The sequence below is a fragment of the Streptomyces tibetensis genome (assembly GCF_007655005.1).
GTDB lineage: Bacteria > Actinomycetota > Actinomycetes > Streptomycetales > Streptomycetaceae > Streptomyces > Streptomyces tibetensis.
In genome coordinates, this window is sequence record NZ_SZVW01000018.1 from 111,267 (window position 1) to 131,064 (window position 19,798).

Sequence of the window (19,798 nt, forward strand, 5' to 3'; positions counted from 1 at the left end):
GCCTTCCGGGGCCGGCGGCAGCGCTATGAGCAGCGTTTTCCGTGCGTGGGAGGGGTGCCGCGCAGGAGATAGGCGTTGATCGTCCTGTCGATGCAGGAGCTGCCGCGACCGAAGGCGGTGTGGCCGTCGCCCTCGTAGGTGAGCAGGCGCGCCGAGGAGAGCTGGCCGGCCAGGGCCCGTGCCCAGCGGTAGGGGGTCGCCGGGTCACGGGTGGTGCCGACCACGACGATGGGCGCCGCGCCCTTCGCCTCGATGCGGTGCGGCTCACCCGTGGCGTGCACCGGCCAGTAGGCACAGTTCAGGGAAGCCCAGGCGAGGCCCTCACCGAAGACCGGCGACGCCTTCTTGAACTCGGGCAGGGCCGTGCGCACCTGCTCCGGGGTGTCGAAGGCGGCCGGCAGGTCCAGGCAGTTCACCGCCGCGTTGGCGAACATCAGGTTGCTGTAGGCGCCGTCGGCGTCCCGCTCGTAGTAGCCGTCGGACAGCACCAGGAGTCCGGATCCGTCGTTCTGCTTCATCGCGGACGTCAGCGCCTCGCGCAGCTGCTCCCAGGAGCCCTCGTCGTACATGGCCGCGATCACGCCGGTCGTGGCGAGCGACTCGGTGAGCCTGCGGCCACCCGCGTCACCGGTGGGGACGGGCCGCGTGTCCAGCTTCTCGAAGAACGCCTTGAGGTTCGCGCCCACCCGCTCCGGCGAGGTGCCCTTGCCGCCCAGCGGGCAGTCGGTCTGCCGCACGCAGTCCTTCGCGAACGACCGGAACGCCGTCTCGAAGCCCGCCGTCTGTTCGAGGTTCAGCCGCCGGGCCGGCAGCGACGGGTCCATCGCGCCGTCCAGCACCAGCCGGCCCGCCCGCTCGGGGAACAGTCCGGCGTACGTCGCCCCGAGGAACGTGCCGTACGAGGCTCCGACGAAGTTCAGCTTCCGGTCGCCGAGCGCCGCCCGCACGATGTCCATGTCCCGGGCCGCCTCCACGGTGGACACATGGCGCAGCAGCCGGGGCGCGTCCGCGCCGCACCCCTCGGCGAACGTCCGGTACGCCGCGACCAGCCCGTCCGCCTCCTTCGCGTCGTCGGGCGTGGTGTCCGTCCGCGTGTACCTGTCCATCCCCGGCCCGTCCAGGCACTCCACGGGCTCGCTGCGGGCCACGCCGCGCGGGTCGACCGCCACCATGTCGTAGCGTGCCCGCACTTCGGCCGGGTAGCCGATGCCCGCGTACGTCTGCACGTATCCGATCGCCGAGCCGCCCGGCCCCCCGGGGTTCACGAGCAGCGAGCCCAGCCGCTTGCCCGGGCCGGTGGCCTTCTTGCGGGTGACGGCGAGCCGGACGTCGCCGGCGGACGGCTCGGCGTAGTCGAGCGGCGCCTTGAGGGTGGCGCACTCGAAGCCGGCACCGCAGCCGCGCCAGGCCGGCTTCTGCCCGTAGTACGACGAGAGCGCCGCGGGCGTGGCCTTCGGCAGCGCGGCCAGGGCCGCCTCCTGCGCCGCGGAGGCGGAGGTCGTCGCGCTCCCGGAGGAGCAGGCGGAGACGAGCAGCGCGGCCGTGGCGAGGAGACCGGCGGCGGTCTCGGCCCGGTTGCGTGTCCTGCGGTGGAGACCCCCGGAGACGGAGGCGGAACGGGGGGTACGCCGTGTGTCCATCCAGCGATCGTAACTCTGGGCGACGAAATGAATGCCCTGCGTGCATGTCGTGCCTCGTACGAGTTACGGAGTCAACCGCCTGCCCGACCCCGGGTGTCCTGCCGGCCCCTCAGCCCGCCCTGAGCGCCATCGTCATCGCCTCCACCGCGAGCAGCGGCGCCACGTTGCGGTCGAGGGCGTCACGGCAGGCCGCGATCGCCTCGATACGGCGGAGCGTGGCCTCCGGGGAGCTGCCGCGAGCGAGGCGCTCCAGGGCGTCCTCGGCGTCCGCGTTGGCGATGGCCACGCGCGAGCCGAGCTGGAGGGCGAGGACGTCGCGGTAGAAGGCCGTGAGGTCGGTCAGGGCGAGATCGAGGCTGTCACGCTGCGTGCGCGTCCTCCGGCGCTTCTGCTTGTCCTCCAGGTCCTTCATCACGCCCGCGGTGCCCCGGGGCATGCGACCGCCCTGGGCGGCGCCGAGAGCGGCCTTCAGCTCCTCGGTCTCCTTGGAGTCCATCTCCTCCGCGAGCTGCTTGGCGTCCTCGGCGGCCGCGTCGACCAGCTCCTGGGCCGCCCTCAGCGCGCCGCCGATGTCCTCGACGCGCAGCGGCAGCCTGAGCACGGCGGCGCGGCGTTCGCGCGCGGCCGGGTCGGTGGCCAGGCGGCGTGCCCTCTCGACGTGGCCTTGGGTCGCGCGGGCCGCCGCGACGGCGACGTCCGGCTCGATGCCCTCGCGGCGTACGAGCATGTCGGCGATGGCGTCAACCCTCGGCGTGCTCAGGTTCAGGTGGCGGCAGCGGGAGCGGATGGTCGGCAGGACGTCCTCGACGGAGGGGGCGCACAGCAGCCAGACCGTGCGGGGGGCGGGTTCCTCCACGGCCTTGAGGACGGCGTTGGCCGACTTCTCGTTCAGCCGCTCGGCGTCCTCGACGAGGATGATCTGCCAGCGGCCGGTCGCCGGCGAGGTGAACGACTTGCGGACGGTGTCGCGCATGTCGTCGGCGAGGATCTGTGTGCCGACGGCGGCGACGGTGGTGACGTCGGCGTGCGTGCCGACGAGTGCCGTGTGACATCCGTCGCAGAAGCCGCAGCCTGGGGAGCCGCCGAGGGCCCGGTCGGGGCTGACGCACTGCAGCGCCGCCGCGAACGCACGCGCCGCCTGGTTCCGCCCGGCCCCGGGCGGGCCCGTGAACAGCCACGCGTGCGTCATCTTCGACGCCTCGGGCGGCGGGGCGTGGGTGGCGGCCGCGGTGACCAGCGCGTCGGCGTCCCGGGCGGCAGCGGCCAGCTGCTCGCTCACCCTCTCCTGCCCGACGAGGTCGTCCCACACGGTCATGGGTCACGCCGCCCTTCCGTCACGTTCCGCTTTGCGAGACCCATTGTGGGGGCGACCACTGACAACGCCCGCCGCCCCATCCGGTGCACTGCGTCCGACCGGCCACCTCGCAGTCCGGCCCCCGGGCTGCCGCGCGCCGGCCTGCCGGGCCATCGGAACCCCCGTCCGAGTCCGGACCCCGGGCTCCCGCACCGACCCACCGGAGACCTCAGCCCCCGGTCGAGCCCGGGCTCCAGACTCCCGCACCGACCCACCGGAGACCTCAGCCCCCGGTCGAGCCCGGGCTCCAAGCTCCCGCACCGACCCGCCGGAGGCCTCAGCGCCCCCGGCCGCCCCTCCCGCGGCGCCCGCGGCCCTGGTCCGGCTCGTCGTCGTGCGGTCCGAGCAGCTCGTCCGCGAGCGAGGGCAGGTCGTCCAGCGGCGTCTCCTCGGCCCAGTCGGACCGGCGGCGCCGCGGCGTCCCCTCGGCGTCGACCTGGGGCATCTCCCGCGTACGGTCCTCGGTGCCGTCGGGCCGGGCGGCCGGGGCCTCCTCCCGGAAGTACCCGGGCGGAACCCGGTCCGCCGGTTCGTCCCCGCGCACCGGCGGGAACACGGCCGTCTCCTCGCTGTCCTCAGGCCGGACCGGAGGCAGCACCGCCGTCTCCTCGGCGTCGCCCGGCCGGACCGGAGGCAGCACCGCTGTCTCGTCGGCCGCGCCGGAGGCGTCCCGGTCGGGCACCTGCGGCAGCACCTCGGTCTCGTCACCGGCGCGAGGCGAGAACGGCGGCAGGGCCTCCGTCCCTTCCCCGCCCACCGGCGGAACCGGCGGCTTCGGCAGCTCGGCCGTCACCTCGGCATCGGACTCACCGGAGGCCCGGCCCCGGTCCGCACGCTGCTCTTCGTCCCGCACCGGGCGCAGCACGGTCGTGTCGTCGGCGGCACCGCCCGGTGTCACCACCGGCGTGGGCACGGTCGCCGCGTCCTGAGCGGCCGCCGAACCCGACACGCCCTTCTTCGCAGTGGAGCTCTTCGGGCCGACCTCGGCCGCCGCGGCAGCCGCCTCCGCCAGCCGCCGGGCCTCCTCCGCACGCAGCAGCGCCGCCTCGGCCTTGCGCTGCTTCTCCAGGCGGAGCGCCTCGGCCTCGGCACGCAGTCGCGCCTCCTCCTCGGCCTGCTGGCGGCGCCGCTCCTCATCGGCCTTGCGGCGGGCCTCCTCCTCGGCGCGGGCCTTCTCCTCCGCGAGAAGCCGGGCCCGCTCCTCCTCGGCCTTCCTGCGCGCTTCCTCCGCCCGGCGGCGGGCCTCCTCCGCCTGCCGTTCGGCCTCGCGGCGCTGCGCCTCCTCCAGCTCGCGGCGCTTGCGCTCCTCCTCCTCGGCGCGCAGCTTGGCGAGCTGCTCCTGGCGCTCGCGCTCCAGGCGCTCTTCCTCGGCCTTGCGGGCGGCCTCTTCCTCGGCCTTGCGGCGGGCCTCCTCCTCGGCCTTCTTCCGTGCCTCCTCCTGGGCCTTGATCTCGGCCTCGGAAAGCGGCAGCACCTGGTCGAGGCGGTGCCTGATGACGGTCGTGACGGCCTCGGGCTCCTGACCGGCGTCCACCACCAGGTACCGCCCGGCGTCGGCCGCGGCCAGGGTCAGGAAACCGGCCCGCACGCGCGCGTGGAACTCCGCGGGCTCCGACTCCAGCCGGTCCGGCGCCTCGGTGAACCGCTCGCGCGCGGTCTCCGGGGCGACGTCCAGCAGCACGGTCAGATGCGGCACCAGCCCGTTCGTCGCCCAGCGGTTGATCCGGGCGATCTCGGTCGGCGAAAGGTCCCGGCCGGCGCCCTGGTAGGCGACGGACGAGTCGATGTACCGATCGGAGATGACGACCGCGCCGCGCTCCAGGGCGGGCCGTACGACGGTGTCGATGTGCTCGGCCCGGTCGGCCGCGTACAGCAGCGCCTCCGCGCGGTGCGACAGGCCCGCGCTCGACACGTCCAGCAGGATCGACCGCAGCCGCTTGCCCACCGGCGTGGCCCCCGGCTCGCGCGTCAGCACCACCTCGTGGCCCTTGACGCGGATCCACTCGGCGAGCGCCTCGGCCTGGGTGGACTTGCCGGCCCCGTCGCCGCCCTCCAGAGCGATGAAGAAGCCGGAGGCCGCGGCCTCCTGGTCGGGGTCGTCGCCGCCGAGCAGGGCGTCCTTCAGGTCCTTCCGCAGCGGCACGCCGGAACGGTCGTCGACCTTCGCCAGCACCAGCGCGGCGACGGGCAGCAGCAGGGCACCGGTCAGCATCAGCGTGAAGGCGGCGCCGCCGTGGGCGAAGACGAACTTGCCGCTCTCCAGCCGGTGCGGTCCGATCGCCGCCGCCACCAGCGGGGCGATGACCGCGCCGAGCGCGACACAGACCCGCACGACCGCGTGCAGGTGCTCCGTCGTGCGGGCGCGTCGGCTTTCCTCGGTCTCCTGGTCGAGCAGGGTGTGCCCGATGTTGGCGGACAGGCCCGCGCCGACGCCGGCCAGCGCGAGGATCAGCAGCACCGTGGTGACGTCCGGGACCAGCCCGGCGGCCAGCAGGGCGACACCGGTGAAGGCGATCGTCAGCGCGAGCAGCCGACGGCGCGACAGGGCGGGCACGAGGGCGGGCGCCGTACGGATGCCGACGACGACACCGCCGGTCAGCGCGGCCACGAACAGGCCGTAGAGCACCGGGCCGCCGCCCAGGTCCTTGGCGTGCAGCACGGCCACGGCGACGGCGGCCGACACCGCGGCGGCGACGGCCGCGCAGGACAGGACCAGCAGCGGCATCGCGCCGGTGCGGCCCTTGTCGGCGCCGGCCGTGGTCTTCGGACGGCGCAGTCCCTCCAGCGGCGACCGCGCGCGCGGGGTGCGCGTGCCGGGCAGCTCCAGGAAGGTCAGCACGGACAGGGACGCGGCGAACAGCCCGGCGGCCACGTAGGAGGCGAGGGCGGCCTGGTGCTGACCGAACCAGTCGATGCCGGCGCCCAGCAGGTTGTTGAACAGGGACGCGACGACCAGCACGACGGCCGCCAGGGGGATCGCCGCGAAGCCGGTGCGCAGCGACAGGCGGCGCAGGGCGTCCATGTGGTCGGGCAGCGGCCGGACCGTCGCCCCCTCCGGCGGCGGGGCGGGGAGCAGCGCGGGGGCCGCGCTTTCACGGCACACCGTCCAGAACCGCTCGGCGACCCCGGTCACGAACGCCGTGACGAGGAGGAGGGCCAGTGCGTTGTCGGGCGTCCAGTCGATCCACAGGGGCGCGACGATGAGCAGCGCCGCGCGCAGCCCGTCGGCGCCCACCATGGTCCAGCGGCGGTCGAGCGGGCCGTCCTGCGAGGTGAGGGCGGTGAGGGGGCCGAGCAGAACGGCACCGAACAGCAGTGTCGCGAGGATGCGCACCCCGAAAACGGTCGCCACTGCGAACGCCACGCCCCGGTAGCCGCCCCCGAACGAGCCTTCGGCGACGGCCGCCTGGAGCGCCAGGAGGACCAGCACGAGAAGGGCGAGGGTGTCCCCCACGCCGCCCACGAGCTGTGCGCTCCACAACCGCTTCAGCTGCGGTCGTCGCAGCAGGGCGCGGACGGCACGCTCGCGGGAGTCCGCGACCAGGGCATCGTCGGGGGCGGGCTGAGGGGCCGTTGGGTGGTCGGCTCGCGTCATGCGTTCAGCCTATCGGGAGCCACCGACAGCCCGGAGGGCGCGGGCTGGCATGCGCACGCCCCGACACCGAAGTGTTGCCGGGGCGTTCGCTTTCCGAACCCTGGGCGAACAACCGGACGCGGCGGTCCGGTTTCCGGACAGGTTCGAACGACCTGAGTCCTCCGGAGAGTTAGGGCGAATCTGCCGCTCAGTCCTCCGGAGACTCGGGGCGCACCTGTCGCTCAGTCCTCCGTGGACTTCGCGGCGGTCGCCGTCTTTGCGGCCGTCTTCTTCGCGGTGGTGGTCTTCTTCGCTGTCGTCTTCTTCGCGGTGGTGGTCTTCTTCGCCGCGGTCTTCTTGGCCGTCGTCGTCTTCTTCGCCGGCGCCTTCTTGGCCGCCTTCTTCGCGGTCTTCTTCGCCGGCCCCTTGGCGCGCTTCTCGGCGAGCAGCTCGAAACCGCGCTCCGGGGTGATCTCCTCGACGCTGTCGCCGGAGCGCAGGGTCGCGTTGGTCTCCCCGTCGGTGACGTACGGGCCGAAGCGGCCGTCCTTGACCACGACCGGCTTCTCGCTCACCGGGTCGGTGCCCAGCTCCTTCAGCGGCGGCTTGGCTGCCGCCCGGCCACGCTGCTTGGGCTGGGCGTAGATCGCCAGCGCCTCCTCCAGCGTGATCGTGAAGAGCTGCTCCTCGGCCTGCAGCGAGCGCGAGTCCGTGCCCTTCTTCAGGTACGGGCCGTAGCGGCCGTTCTGCGCGGTGATCTCCTGGCCCTCGGCGTCGGCGCCGACGACACGCGGCAGCGACATCAGCTTCAGGGCCTCGTCGAGGGTCACCGTGTCGAGGGACATCGTCTTGAAGAGGGACGCCGTACGCGGCTTGACCGCGTTCTTGCCCGTCTTCGGGGTGCCCTCGGGGAGGACCTCCGTCACGTACGGGCCGTAGCGGCCGTCCTTGGCGACGATCGTGTGGCCGGTGGCCGGGTCCGTGCCCAGCTCGTAGTCGCCGCTCGGCTTGGCGAGCAGCTCCTCCGCGAGGTCGACGGTCAGCTCGTCGGGCGCCAGGTCGTCGGGGATGTCGGCGCGCTGGTGCTGCTCGGTGTCCTTCTCGCCGCGCTCGATGTACGGCCCGTAGCGGCCGACCCGCAGCACGATGTCGTTGGCCACCGGGAACGACGACACCTCGCGGGCGTCGATCGCGCCCAGGTCGGTCACCAGCTCCTTGAGGCCGCCGAGGTGGTCACCGTCGCCGTTGCCGGCGTCGGCCGCGGCGCCGCTGACCGTGCCCTCGCCGAAGTAGAACCGCTTCAGCCACGGCACGGACTGAGCCTCGCCGCGGGCGATGCGGTCGAGGTCGTCCTCCATCCTGGCGGTGAAGTCGTAGTCGACGAGCCGCCCGAAGTGCTTCTCCAGGAGGTTGACCACGGCGAAGGACAGGAAGGACGGCACGAGGGCCGTGCCCTTCTTGAACACGTAGCCGCGGTCGAGGATCGTGCCGATGATCGACGCGTACGTCGACGGGCGACCGATCTCGCGCTCTTCCAGCTCCTTGACCAGGGAGGCCTCGGTGTAGCGGGCCGGGGGCTTGGTGGCGTGCCCGTCGACCGTGATCTCCTCGGCGCTCAGGGCGTCGCCCTCGGAGACCTGCGGCAGCCGGCGCTCGCGGTCGTCCAGCTCGGCGTTCGGGTCGTCGGCACCCTCGACGTAGGCCTTGAGGAAGCCGTGGAAGGTGATCGTCTTGCCGGACGCGCTGAACTCGACGTCCCGGCCGTCGGCGGCCGTGCCGCCGATCTTCACCGTGACGCTGTTGCCGGTCGCGTCCTTCATCTGGGAGGCGACGGTCCGCTTCCAGATCAGCTCGTACAGCTTGAACTGGTCACCGGTCAGTCCGGTCTCGGCGGGAGTGCGGAAACGATCACCCGAGGGGCGGATCGCCTCGTGGGCCTCCTGCGCGTTCTTGACCTTCCCGGCGTACGTCCTCGGCTGCGGCGGCAGGTAGTCGGCGCCGTACAGCTGCGTGACCTGGGCGCGGGCGGCGGAGACCGCCGTGTCGCTCAGGGTCGTGGAGTCCGTACGCATGTAGGTGATGTAGCCGTTCTCGTACAGCTTCTGCGCGACCTGCATGGTGGCCTTCGCACCGAAGCCGAGCTTGCGGCTGGCCTCCTGCTGCATCGTCGTCGTACGGAACGGGGCGTACGGCGAGCGGCGGTACGGCTTGGACTCGACGGAGCGCACCGCGAACCGCGTGTCCTCGAGGGCGGCGGCCAGGGCGCGGGCGTTCGCCTCGTCGAGGTGGAGGGTGTTCGCGCTCTTCAGTTGTCCCAGGGAGTCGAAGTCGCGGCCCTGCGCGACCCGCCGGCCGTCGACGGTCTGCAGGCGCGCGACCAGCGACGACGGGTCCGACGAGTCTCCCGCGCGGCCGGTGGCGAAGGTGCCCGTCAGGTCCCAGTACTCAGCAGAACGAAAGGCGATGCGCTCGCGTTCCCGCTCCACCACGAGTCGTGTGGCGACCGACTGGACACGGCCCGCGGACAGCCGCGGCATGACCTTCTTCCACAGGACCGGCGAGACCTCGTAGCCGTAGAGGCGGTCGAGGATGCGGCGGGTCTCCTGGGCGTCGACGAGCTTCTGGTTCAGCTGGCGCGGGTTGGCCACGGCGGCCTGGATCGCGGCCTTGGTGATCTCGTGGAAGACCATCCGCTTGACCGGGACCTTGGGCTTGAGCACTTCCTGGAGGTGCCAGGCGATGGCCTCGCCCTCGCGGTCCTCATCGGTGGCGAGGAAGAGTTCGTCGGACTCCTTCAGCAGGTCCTTGAGCTTCTTGACCTGCGCCTTCTTGTCGGCGTTGACCACATAGATCGGCGCGAAGTCGTGTTCGACGTCCACACCGAGGCGGCGGACCTCACCGGTGTACTTATCGGGCACCTCGGCGGCGCCGTTGGGAAGGTCGCGGATGTGCCCGACGCTCGCCTCGACGATGTATCCGGGGCCGAGATAGCCCTTGATCGTCTTCGCCTTGGCGGGCGACTCGACGATGACGAGTCGGCGGCCGCCCTCTGCGGTCTCGCTGGTCGGGGACAACTTCGCTCTTCTCTCCGGTCGACGCTGGGGCCTCCCCGGAGTCGCTTACCGGGGCTGGGTACGTGGTGACGCTGCGGAGTGTGACGGTACATCCCGCCCCCGTGTCAAACGGGAAAAGCCCGCAACGGCCACTCGAACGGTAACCCGACTACCACCGATCCTGCCGCCCGGAGTGGCAGGGCCAGGCCTGGCCCTGCGCGGAGCGCGACCTCACGGTCACTGGCCGTTGGGCCGCCGGCGCGGGTCTCAGAGGCGGCTGAAGCACCACGCTCCGAGCGCCAGGGCGAGCACCGCGACGACGCTCGCGACGGTCGCCGAGGAGACCGGTCTCACACCCTCGGCGACAGGCAGGTGCCGACGCACGCGCATCACGGTCCAGGCCAGCAGTGCGCCTCCGAACAGGGAGAACACCACTCCCGCGAAGATCGCCGGTTCGCTCTCCATGACCCGTCGTGCCCCTTTTCCCCTGTCGCGCATCCCCAGCGACGGGAGGCTGACACGCGTGGGCGGCGGGCAGGCGAACCCGAGGTGAACGCCGGGGCGACACGACGGTGGATCAAGGGCGTCCGCTTCCTCGTGACCCCTTTCGGTCGAGGTGTTCAAATCGACTCGAATTTATTGGCGGGGCTCCTCGACGCCCCCAGCATCGCCCCCTCGGCGGGCCGCTCAGCGGACCGGTTCCAGGAACCCCTGCTCGACCAGCAGCCGGATCTGGGCCGGGGTGCGGTCACGCAGCAGCACCGGGTCCTCGCCGATCAGCTGGGCGATGGCGTCGAGGATGCGGCCGGCGCTCATCGTGCCGTCGCAGACGCCCGCGAAGCCGGCGCCGACCGTGTCCACCCGGGTCGCCCGGCGCATGCCGCGGTTCTGGCGCAGCATGACGTGCTCGGGGTCCTCCGCGCCGGGCAGCCCGACCTGCTCCTGCACGATCTCGGCGGCGAGCCGGAAGTGCCCTTCGAGCAGCGCGGCGTCGTCGTGGTCGCGCAGGTGGTCGAGCCGGTCGAAGTGGGCCTTGATCGTGTCGCCGAGCGGCTGCTCGACCGGGTGCGGCCACTCCTCCACCGTGAGCGAGGGCACGGCGGCGTCCGTCCTGCGCAGGGTGATCCAGCCGAAGCCGACGGCCTTCACCTTGCGCGCCTCGAACTCGTCGAGCCACGCGTCGTACCGCGCCTGGTACTCCGCCGCGTCGCCCTGGTGGTCACCGGCGTCCCGCAGCCACAGCTCGGCGTACTGATTGATGTCCTGCACCTCGCGCTGCACGATCCACGCGTCGCACCCGCGGGGCACCCATGACCTGAGCCTGTCCTGCCAGTCCTCCCCTTCCACGTGCTGCCAGTTGGCGAGGAACTGCGCGAACCCGCCCTGGTTCAGGCGCTCCCCTGCCTCCTGAACGAGCGTGCGGCACAGATCGTCCCCGCCCATCCCGCCGTCGCGGTACGTGAGCCGGGCGCCGGGCGAGATCACGAACGGCGGGTTGGAGACGATCAGGTCGTACGTCTCTTCGCCCCGGACCGGTCCGAACAGGGAGCCCTCGCGCAGGTCTGCGGCCGGGCTGCCGGACAGTGCCAGCGTGAGGCCGGTGATGTGCAGGGCGCGCGGGTTGAGGTCGGTGGCCACCACACGTGTGGCGTGCTGTGCGGCGTGCAGGGCCTGGATACCGGAGCCGGTACCCAGGTCCAGCGCGGCGGAGACGGGCGTACGCACGGTGATGCCGGCCAGGGTCGTGGAGGCGCCGCCGACTCCGAGGACGACGCCTTCGTCCCGCCGGCCGATACCGCCGGCGCCGCCGACCGCGCAGCCGAGGTCCGACACGATGTACCAGTCCTCGCCACCGGGACCGCCGTAGGGCCGTACGTCGACCGTTGCGGAGATGTCGTTCCCGCCGGTCCGGGCCAGCCAACCGGTCTCCAGGCAGACGTCCACGGGCAGGACCTCCGCCACGCGCGCGTGCGGCACGGGTTGCTGGAGCAGGAACAGCCGGACGAGCATCTCCAGCCGGGTGTCCCCGCGAGTCGCCCGGAGCGCGGGCACGGTCTCGCTCCGGGCGAGCGCCGCGTACGCGGGGGCGCCGAGCAGTTCGAGCAGTCCGTCGGCGGTGAAGGAGGCCGCGAGCAGGGCGTCCCTGAGCCGGGCGGCGACATCGGGACGGTCGGAGGAGGGCAGCGGGGGCAGGGGTGACTGGCTGGCGTTACTCACGCCCCCCATTGTGGCCGCCGGGGCGGAGGTCGCACGTGCCCGTGCGGGGTCGAACTGCCCCTGCCGCCCGGTTTCCCGGTCCGGTTTCCCGGTCGCTCAGCTCTGCGTGGCCCCCGCCGACGCCGTGGCCGCCTTGCAGCTGGACTGCTGGGCCATCGCCTGGCCGACCTCGCCCTCCTCCAGGTTCCTGAGGGCGTCGTTCCCGCTCTGGCTCAGCTTGTCCAGCTCGGTGGCGATGTCCTTGAGACCGTCGGCGAACTTGCCCTGGTCCTTGGTGTCGAGCTCGTCGACCTGCTTCTTGAGGGAGGCGTACGAGGCGGAGATCGAGTTGAGCTCCTTGACCGCGTCCTGCTGCTTCTTCTCGCCGTTCTCGACGTCGGGCGCCCCGGCCTTGTTCACAGCGGTCCCGATCGCCTTGTAGGCGTCGGACATGTCCTGGAAGGCCTGTGCGTCGGTCTTCTGGACGTCCTTCGGCGTGCTGTTGTCCGAGGTCTCCTTCTGGATCGCGGCATTGGCCGACTCGATCTTCTTGGCCTGCGGCTGTACGGCGTCACAGACCTGCTTGGCCCAGGAGTCCAGCTTGTCGTTGCCGTCGTCGCCGCCGCAGCCCGACAGCGCCAGTACCAGTACCGCACCGCCGGACAGTGCGGCCGCGAGCTTCTTGTTCACCGGTTTGGTCCCTTCCATGGCTCTCGGCCCCGGAACATACACGCCAGATGCACGGCAACCGCACGCCAGACGCCTATTAAGACCGTTTTGTAACCTTTTGCACCAAGCGAGAGAAGGCTCACGCGTGAGCGTGTACCCACACAGCGCGGGCGGACGACACGCCAACGCGTGCCGCCCGCCCGCACCTTGGGCTGGGGCCGGAGAACCCTCCCTACGAAACCACCGCCGGATCGGCGGACTTGGGCTGTGACCCGGCGTTGTCTTCGTCACCCATGGCGATTCCGCGCCGCTTTGAGACGTACACCGCCCCGGCGATCACAAGGAACGCGAGGACGGCGACCAGAATCCGCACCCCGATGCTCTTGTCCGGCCCGTAGGAGAATTTGATCACCGCGGGTGCGATGAGCAGCGACACCAGGTTCATGACCTTCAGCAGCGGGTTGATCGCGGGGCCCGCGGTGTCCTTGAAGGGGTCGCCGACCGTGTCTCCGATCACGGTCGCCGCATGGGCCTCGCCGCCCTTGCCACCGTGGTGGCCGTCCTCGACGAGCTTCTTGGCGTTGTCCCAGGCGCCACCGGAGTTGGCGAGGAACACCGCCATCAGCGTGCCCGCGCCGATCGCGCCCGCCAGGAACGCCCCGAGCGGACCGACACCGAGCGTGAACCCGATGAAGATGGGCGCCATCACCGCCAGCAGACCGGGCGTGGCGAGCTCGCGCAGGGCGTCCTTGGTGCAGATGTCGACGACCTTGCCGTACTCCGGGGTCTCGCTGTAGTCCATGATCCCCGGCTTCTCGCGGAACTGCCGGCGCACCTCGTAGACCACGGAACCCGCCGACCGCGACACGGCGTTGATCGCCAGCCCCGAGAAGAGGAAGACGACCGCCGCGCCGGCGATGAGGCCCACGAGGTTGTTGGGCTGGGAGATGTCCATCATCAGGCTCATCGGGGCGCCGTCCCCGCTGAGTTTCTCGCCCACGTCCCGCGCGCCGGTGAAGATGGCGTCGCGGTACGACCCGAACAGCGCCGCCGCCGCGAGCACGGCCGTGGCGATCGCGATGCCCTTGGTGATCGCCTTGGTGGTGTTGCCGACCGCGTCCAGGTTGGTGAGCACCTGCGCGCCCGCGCCCTCGACGTCGCCGGACATCTCCGCGATGCCCTGTGCGTTGTCGGACACGGGCCCGAAGGTGTCCATCGCGACGATCACACCGACCGTGGTGAGCAGGCCGGTGCCGGCCAGTGCCACCGCGAACAGCGCCAGCATGATCGACGTGCCCCCGAGCAGGAACGCCCCGTACACACCGAGTCCGATCAACAGGGCGGTGTAGACGGCCGATTCGAGACCGACGGAGATACCGGCGAGGACGACGGTGGCCGGGCCGGTGAGCGAGGACTTGCCGATGTCCCTGACGGGCCGGCGGGTGGTCTCGGTGAAGTAGCCGGTCAGTTGCTGGATCAGGGCGGCGAGCACGATTCCGATGGCCACCGCAACCAGCGCGAGGACGCGCGGGTCACCGTCCTTGCCCAGGATCGCGCTGTCGGCGACGCCGTCGAGCTCGGAGTACTTCCCCGGCAGGTACACGAAGACGGCCACCGCCACCAGCACGAGCGAGATCACCGCGGAGATGAAGAACCCGCGGTTGATGGCGCTCATGCCGCTGCGGTCGGCGCGCCGGGGCGCCACCGCGAAGATGCCGATCATGGCGGTGATCACACCGATCGCCGGCACGAGCAGCGGGAAGCCGAGCCCCGCGTTCCCGAAGGCCGCCGAGCCCAGGATGAGCGCGGCGACCAGGGTCACGGCGTACGACTCGAAGAGGTCGGCCGCCATGCCCGCGCAGTCGCCGACGTTGTCGCCCACGTTGTCGGCGATGGTCGCGGCATTGCGCGGATCGTCCTCCGGAATGCCCTGTTCGACCTTGCCGACCAGGTCGGCGCCGACGTCGGCGGCCTTGGTGAAGATGCCGCCGCCGACACGCATGAACATCGCGATCAGCGCGGCCCCGAGGCCGAAGCCCTCGAGCACCTTGGGCGCGTCGGCCGCGTACACCAGCACCACGCAGGAGGCGCCGAGCAGGCCGAGGCCCACCGTGAACATGCCGACCACGCCACCCGTGCGAAAGGCGATCTTCATCGCCTTGTGCGAGACGGCGGTCAGATCCTTTTCCGGCTCGCCTTGAGCCGGAGTGGCTTCACGCGCCGCCGCGGCGACACGCACATTGCTGCGTACGGCGAGCCACATGCCGATATAGCCGGTGGCCGCCGAGAACGCCGCTCCGATCAGAAAGAACACCGACCGTCCGGCACGCTGACTCCAGTCGTCCGCGGGCAGCAGCATGAGCAGGAAGAACACGACCACGGCGAATACGCCGAGCGTGCGCAGCTGACGGGCCAGATAGGCGTTGGCTCCTTCCTGGACCGCCGCCGCGATCTTCTTCATGCTGTCGGTGCCCTCGCCGGCCGCGAGCACTTGGCGCACCAGGACGCCCGCGACCGCCAGCGCCGCCAGTGCGACGACCGCGATGACCACGATGAGAACGCGGTTGCCATCGGTCAGTACGGCGGCTGCGAGGTCTGTGGGATGGCCCGACTGTTGTGAGAGGGAAAGCCCCGCCATTCGTCCTCCTTGACGCTTGGGCTGAGCTCAAGATGTGGACGGGATTGTAGGTACCGGAACCTGATCAAAACAGAGCGCGATAAACGGATTGGCCTTCCGTGGTAATGCCCTGAAAGCATTCTGAGGCTGCCGGAGGGCGCGCGAATGATCGTGAACGAATTCACGCGATGAACGACACAGGAACTACTGTAAAGGCGAGCACTGACACCCGCACATGCCGAAGGGCCCCACGAGTGGGGCCCTTCGGAAGAACGGGTGTGTGCGGTGGCGGGGTCAGACCAGAATCGTCGGCGGCGGCGTGGTCGGCCAGGTCATCTTGATCAGCCCGCCGTGCTCGCCCGCACTGACCTCGACGTCGTCGACGAGTCCGCTGATGACCGCGAGGCCCATCTCGTCCTCCTCGGCCTCACCGTCGGGATCGCCGGGTCCCGCGCCGGGGGCGCGCTCGCCGGCCACCGCATGCGGGGCCTCGTCGCCGACCTCGATGGAGAACTGCTTCTCCTCCTCGATCAGCAGCACCTTCACAGGTGCCGAGATCCCGACGGTCTGGTGCAGCCCGACGGCCCGGGTGCACGCCTCGCCTACGGCGAGCCTGACCTCGTCGAGGACGGCCTCGTCCACTCCGGCCCTGCGCGCCACCGCTGCCGCCACCAGACGGGCGGTCCTGACGTGCTCGGGCAGCGCGCTGAAGCGGAGCTCAACGGTGGCCATGCATCCCCCTCGCAACTACGGGCGTGCTGTCGAGAGGCGCCGGGCCGCCGAAGCCCGGGCCCCCTCGGTCTTCTTTCGCCGGCCATCGGCCGACCCGACCCGGGCACACGGCCCGGGACCGGCGTCAGTCGGTGGCCGCAACCGCTTCCTCGACCGAGGTGTGAATCGGGAACACCTTGGTGAGACCGGTGATACGGAAGATCTTCAGAATGCGCTCCTGGTTGCAGACCAGGCGCAGGGAGCCCTCATGGGCCCGCACGCGCTTCAGGCCGCCGACCAGTACGCCGAGTCCGGTGGAGTCGAGGAAGTCCACGCCCTCCATGTCGACGACAAGGTGGAAACTGCCGTCGTTCACCAGCTCGACCAACTGCTCGCGCAGCTTGGGCGCGGTATATACGTCGATTTCGCCACCGACCCTGACGATCGTGCGATCGCCCATGGTTTCGGTCGACAGGGACAGGTCCACGGATCCTCCAGCACCTTGCTATCGAGCGGTCGCCCTAGGGGCATTCGGCTTCAGCCCCTGGACGCTTCGCCAGCCGCGATGGCATTCAATCACTTACCGGCAGGCGTGCACGACGCCTTGGCTCCATTGTCCGTCACTCCAGTGACACACTCGGTGCCGATGGCCAAGAATCACCGATCCGATCGAACCCCGACGGACCCCGCCTCCCGGCCCGCGCCGGGCGCGGTCCTGGACCGGCTCGCGTCCGGTCCGAGCAGGGCTTCGCGCATTACTCATACGGAGCACTTGCCCCCGCGTGAGGGTCGGCATGCCGTCTGGCCCGACCGGATCCGCGCGGAGGTCGTGGCGGCCGTGCGAGCCGCGGGCATCGAGCATCCCTGGGCCCACCAGGCACGGGCGGCCGAGCACGCCCTGGACGGCGAGTCCGTCGTCGTCGCCACCGGCACGGCCTCCGGCAAGTCCCTGGCCTACCTCGCGCCGGTCCTGTCCACCCTTCTGGAGGGCGCGGAGGCCCCGAACGGCCGGGGCGCCACCGCCCTCTACCTGGCTCCGACCAAGGCGCTCGCGGCGGACCAGTGCCGGTCGGTGAAGGAACTTTCACACCCTCTGGGCCATTCGGTACGCGCAGCCGTGTACGACGGCGATACTCCGTTCGAGGAACGCGAGTGGATCCGCCAGTACGCCAACTACGTCCTGACCAACCCGGACATGCTGCACCGGGGCATCCTGCCCTCCCACCCCCGCTGGTCCTCCTTCCTGAAGTCGCTGCGCTACGTCGTCATCGACGAGTGCCACACCTACCGCGGTGTCTTCGGCTCCCACGTCGCCCAAGTGCTGCGCCGGCTTCGCCGCCTGTGTGCCCGCTACGGCGCGTCGCCCGTGTTCCTGCTGGCCTCGGCGACGGCCGCGGAGCCCTCGGTGGCAGCCCGCCGCCTGACCGGCCTGCCGGTCGTGGAAGTGGCCGACGACGCCTCCCCCCGCGGTGAACTGGTGTTCGCCCTCTGGGAGCCGCCGCTGACCGAGCTGCACGGCGAGAAGGGCGCTCCCGTCCGCCGCACGGCCACCGCCGAGGCCGCCGACCTGCTGACCGACCTCACGGTGCAGGGCGTGCGCTCGGTCGCCTTCGTCCGCTCCCGGCGCGGCGCCGAGCTGATCTCGGTCATCTCCCAGGAGCGTCTGGCCGAGGTCGACCGGTCGCTGAGCCGGCGTGTCGCGGCCTACCGGGGCGGCTATCTTCCGGAAGAGCGCCGCGCTCTCGAACAAGCCCTCCATTCGGGTGAACTCCTGGGCCTCGCCGCGACGAACGCCCTCGAACTCGGCATCGACATCTCCGGCCTCGACGCGGTCGTCATCGCCGGCTACCCGGGCACGCGGGCCTCCCTGTGGCAGCAGGCGGGCCGGGCCGGACGGGCCGGGCAGGGGGCCCTGGCCGTCCTGGTCGCCCGCGACGACCCGCTGGACACGTTCCTCGTCCACCACCCCGAGGCCCTGTTCGACCAGCCCGTCGAATCGACCGTCCTCGACCCCGACAACCCCTACGTGCTGGCCCCGCACCTGTGCGCGGCCGCGGCGGAGCTGCCCCTGACGGACGAGGACCTCGACCTGTTCGGCCCGGCGAGCGAGGGCCTGCTGCCCCAGCTGGAGGCCGCGAAGCTGCTGCGCCGCCGGACCAGAGCCTGGCACTGGACCCGCCGCGAGCGCGCCGCCGACCTGACGGACATCCGCGGTGAGGGCGGGCGCCCGGTCCAGGTCGTCGAGACCGGCACGGGCCGGCTGCTCGGCACGGTCGACGCCGGTGCCGCGCACTCGACGGTGCACGAGGGGGCGGTCCACCTGCACCAGGGCCGCACCTACCTGGTGCGGTCGCTGGACCTGGAGGACTCCGTCGCCCTCGTCGAGGAGGCCGCCCCGCCGTACTCCACGGTCGCCCGCGACACCACGTCCATCTCCGTCCTGGAGACGGACGTGGAGATCCCCTGGGGAGACGGCCGCCTCTGCTACGGCTCCGTCGAGGTCACCAACCAGGTCGTCTCCTTCCTGCGTCGCCGGCTCATCACGGGTGAAGTCCTGGGCGAGACGAAACTCGACCTCCCTCCTCGTACGCTGCGCACCCGCGCCGTGTGGTGGACCGTCACCGAGGACCAGCTGGACCGCGCCCGGATCAACCCGGAGATCCTCGGCGGCTCCCTGCACGCCGCCGAGCACGCGTCGATCGGCCTGCTGCCCCTCTTCGCGACCTGTGACCGCTGGGACATCGGCGGCGTCTCGATCCCGCTCCACCCCGACACACTCCTGCCGACGGTCTTCGTCTACGACGGCCATCCGGGTGGGGCGGGCTTCGCGGAGCGCGCCTTCCACACCGCCCGCACCTGGCTGACCGCCACCCGCCAGGCCATCGCCTCCTGCGAGTGCGACGCCGGCTGCCCCTCCTGCATCCAGTCCCCCAAGTGCGGCAACGGCAACGACCCGCTGCACAAGAGGGGGGCGGTGCGGCTCCTCACGGTGTTGCTGGAGGGAGCGCCGGCGGAGAAGGAGTCCGGGGACGAGGCACCCGAGCAGCCGCCGGGACATCCAGCGGAGCGGCCGGAGGCCCCGCCCGCGCCCTGACCTCCACCGTGAATGGTCCGCGGCCCGACGCCGCCGTCACGTCCGAGATCTCCCCGGCGACCTCGCACCGCACGAGCCGCACGCCCTGCGCCCGGGCCACCCGGCCGGCCCGGGCGCAGGCCGCCGGGCCGCCGTCGGCCCAGTGGTCCGCAGCGGCCAGCGCCGCGAGGTCGGCCCCGCCCGCCGCGCGATGCCGGACGACGACGGCCTGCCCGAGCGCGAGAACGACCCCGAACACCACGCACAGGACGGCGATCGCCCCGACGCTCCAGACGGTGGCGGAGCCCCTGTCCGACCCCACCACCGTTCGGCCCCCTCTCACGTGCCCACCGCCTCCTCCACCGACGCCACGGCCTCCTCGCGCACGGCGAAGGACAGGCCCCGCAACACCGGCGGCTCGGCCACCACGGTCACCCGGACGTGCTCCGCATCCCGGCTGACCGTCACCTTCGCGCCGGGCGGCGCCGCCTCGTGGGTCAGCTTCACGACCGCGCCGGGCGGGTCCTGGCGGGCCGCCGCACGCGCGCCCGTCCGCGCGGCGTCCACGCACTGGATCTGCGCGGCCACGACCAGCAGCCCCCACACCAGCGCCATCGCGAACATCACCAGCACCGGCAGCACCACGGCCGACTCCGCCGTGACGAACCCCCGGTCCGCCCCCCGCTCACATCCGCGCACTGAGGGCGTCCTTCACGATGTTCTGCAGCTCCGCACTGACCGGGCCGCTCGTGACGACCTTGTAGAGCACCACGGCGAACGCCACCGCCGCGACGATTCCCATCGCGTACTCGGAGGTGACCATCCCAGCGTCCCGCCGCGCCGCACGCATCCCACACACCAGGGCACACAGCCGTGCCCGTACCGCCTTGTACATCTCAACCCCCGTAGGA

At 71.7% G+C, this 19,798-nt stretch carries 14 protein-coding genes; 1 reads left to right on the top strand and 13 read right to left on the bottom strand.

The genetic code is table 11. The features are described from left to right. Positions 1–23: 23 nt before the first annotated feature. The 10 genes from FDO69_RS29055 to bldG all read right to left on the bottom strand — a co-directional run bounded on the left by FDO69_RS29055 (position 24) and on the right by bldG (position 16,301). Positions 24–1,640, bottom strand: a complete 1,617-nt coding sequence (locus FDO69_RS29055; RefSeq protein ID WP_104783585.1) for an alpha/beta hydrolase — start codon at positions 1,638–1,640, stop codon at positions 24–26. A gap of 109 nt (positions 1,641–1,749) precedes the next feature. Continuing rightward, the gene (locus tag FDO69_RS29060; protein ID WP_104783588.1) at positions 1,750–2,955 is read right to left on the bottom strand and encodes a DNA polymerase III subunit delta'; all 1,206 of its coding nucleotides are present in this window, start codon (positions 2,953–2,955) and stop codon (positions 1,750–1,752) included. A 316-nt stretch (positions 2,956–3,271) separates the two neighbouring features. Continuing rightward, entirely contained in the window at positions 3,272–6,589 is a 3,318-nt protein-coding gene (tmk, locus tag FDO69_RS29065) for a dTMP kinase (protein ID WP_104783591.1), read from the bottom strand. 221 nt (positions 6,590–6,810) lie between these two features. After that, entirely contained in the window at positions 6,811–9,642 is a 2,832-nt protein-coding gene (gene topA, locus FDO69_RS29070) for a type I DNA topoisomerase (RefSeq protein WP_104783594.1), read from the bottom strand. 246 nt (positions 9,643–9,888) lie between these two features. Beyond that, positions 9,889–10,086 carry a hypothetical protein gene (locus tag FDO69_RS29075; protein WP_104783597.1) on the bottom strand — a complete coding sequence of 66 codons (198 nt, stop codon included), beginning with the start codon at positions 10,084–10,086 and terminating at the stop codon, positions 9,889–9,891. A gap of 222 nt (positions 10,087–10,308) precedes the next feature. Beyond that, on the bottom strand, positions 10,309–11,847 hold the full coding sequence (locus FDO69_RS29080; protein ID WP_167526699.1) for a DUF7059 domain-containing protein: 1,539 nt from the start codon (positions 11,845–11,847) through the stop codon (positions 10,309–10,311). 87 nt (positions 11,848–11,934) lie between these two features. Continuing rightward, positions 11,935–12,525, bottom strand: a complete 591-nt coding sequence (locus FDO69_RS29085; RefSeq protein WP_104783600.1) for a small secreted protein — start codon at positions 12,523–12,525, stop codon at positions 11,935–11,937. Positions 12,526–12,718: 193 nt separating this feature from the next. Continuing rightward, the gene (locus tag FDO69_RS29090) at positions 12,719–15,124 is read right to left on the bottom strand and encodes a sodium-translocating pyrophosphatase (protein WP_104783603.1); all 2,406 of its coding nucleotides are present in this window, start codon (positions 15,122–15,124) and stop codon (positions 12,719–12,721) included. Positions 15,125–15,397: 273 nt separating this feature from the next. After that, positions 15,398–15,835, bottom strand: coding sequence for an ATP-binding protein (locus FDO69_RS29095; RefSeq protein ID WP_104783606.1), 438 nt, complete (start codon positions 15,833–15,835; stop codon positions 15,398–15,400). 124 nt (positions 15,836–15,959) lie between these two features. Then, complete coding sequence (gene bldG / locus FDO69_RS29100; RefSeq protein ID WP_003991900.1) at positions 15,960–16,301, bottom strand: anti-sigma factor antagonist BldG; 342 nt, start codon at positions 16,299–16,301, stop codon at positions 15,960–15,962. A gap of 78 nt (positions 16,302–16,379) precedes the next feature. Here bldG and FDO69_RS29105 point away from each other — a divergent pair, with 78 nt between their 5' ends. After that, positions 16,380–18,908: a DEAD/DEAH box helicase gene (locus tag FDO69_RS29105; protein WP_234388158.1), complete on the top strand. Its 2,529-nt coding sequence runs from the start codon at positions 16,380–16,382 to the stop codon at positions 18,906–18,908. Here FDO69_RS29105 and FDO69_RS29110 read toward each other — a convergent pair. Genes FDO69_RS29110 through FDO69_RS29120 form a run of 3 tightly spaced genes read right to left on the bottom strand, consistent with a single transcriptional unit; the run spans position 18,799 to position 19,782 of the window. Continuing rightward, positions 18,799–19,230 (bottom strand): Rv3654c family TadE-like protein, encoded by a 432-nt coding sequence (locus FDO69_RS29110; RefSeq protein ID WP_167526701.1) that lies wholly within the window; start codon positions 19,228–19,230, stop codon positions 18,799–18,801. The genes FDO69_RS29105 and FDO69_RS29110 overlap by 110 nt on opposite strands. Further along, positions 19,227–19,586: a TadE family type IV pilus minor pilin gene (locus tag FDO69_RS29115; protein WP_104783614.1), complete on the bottom strand. Its 360-nt coding sequence runs from the start codon at positions 19,584–19,586 to the stop codon at positions 19,227–19,229. The genes FDO69_RS29110 and FDO69_RS29115 overlap by 4 nt, the downstream gene beginning before the upstream one ends. Beyond that, complete coding sequence (locus FDO69_RS29120) at positions 19,573–19,782, bottom strand: DUF4244 domain-containing protein (RefSeq protein WP_104783617.1); 210 nt, start codon at positions 19,780–19,782, stop codon at positions 19,573–19,575. The genes FDO69_RS29115 and FDO69_RS29120 overlap by 14 nt, the downstream gene beginning before the upstream one ends. Positions 19,783–19,798: the final 16 nt, after the last annotated feature.

Coding starts and splice junctions, on each gene's coding strand:
- tmk (WP_104783591.1), bottom strand. CDS start 6,589: ATGACGCGAGCCGACCACCCAACGGCCCCTCAGCCCGCCCCCGACGAT.
- FDO69_RS29080 (WP_167526699.1), bottom strand. CDS start 11,847: ATGGGGGGCGTGAGTAACGCCAGCCAGTCACCCCTGCCCCCGCTGCCC.
- FDO69_RS29055 (WP_104783585.1), bottom strand. CDS start 1,640: ATGGACACACGGCGTACCCCCCGTTCCGCCTCCGTCTCCGGGGGTCTC.
- FDO69_RS29090 (WP_104783603.1), bottom strand. CDS start 15,124: ATGGCGGGGCTTTCCCTCTCACAACAGTCGGGCCATCCCACAGACCTC.
- FDO69_RS29095 (WP_104783606.1), bottom strand. CDS start 15,835: ATGGCCACCGTTGAGCTCCGCTTCAGCGCGCTGCCCGAGCACGTCAGG.
- FDO69_RS29085 (WP_104783600.1), bottom strand. CDS start 12,525: ATGGAAGGGACCAAACCGGTGAACAAGAAGCTCGCGGCCGCACTGTCC.
- FDO69_RS29075 (WP_104783597.1), bottom strand. CDS start 10,086: ATGGAGAGCGAACCGGCGATCTTCGCGGGAGTGGTGTTCTCCCTGTTC.
- FDO69_RS29120 (WP_104783617.1), bottom strand. CDS start 19,782: ATGTACAAGGCGGTACGGGCACGGCTGTGTGCCCTGGTGTGTGGGATG.
- FDO69_RS29105 (WP_234388158.1), top strand. CDS start 16,380: ATGGCATTCAATCACTTACCGGCAGGCGTGCACGACGCCTTGGCTCCA.
- FDO69_RS29060 (WP_104783588.1), bottom strand. CDS start 2,955: ATGACCGTGTGGGACGACCTCGTCGGGCAGGAGAGGGTGAGCGAGCAG.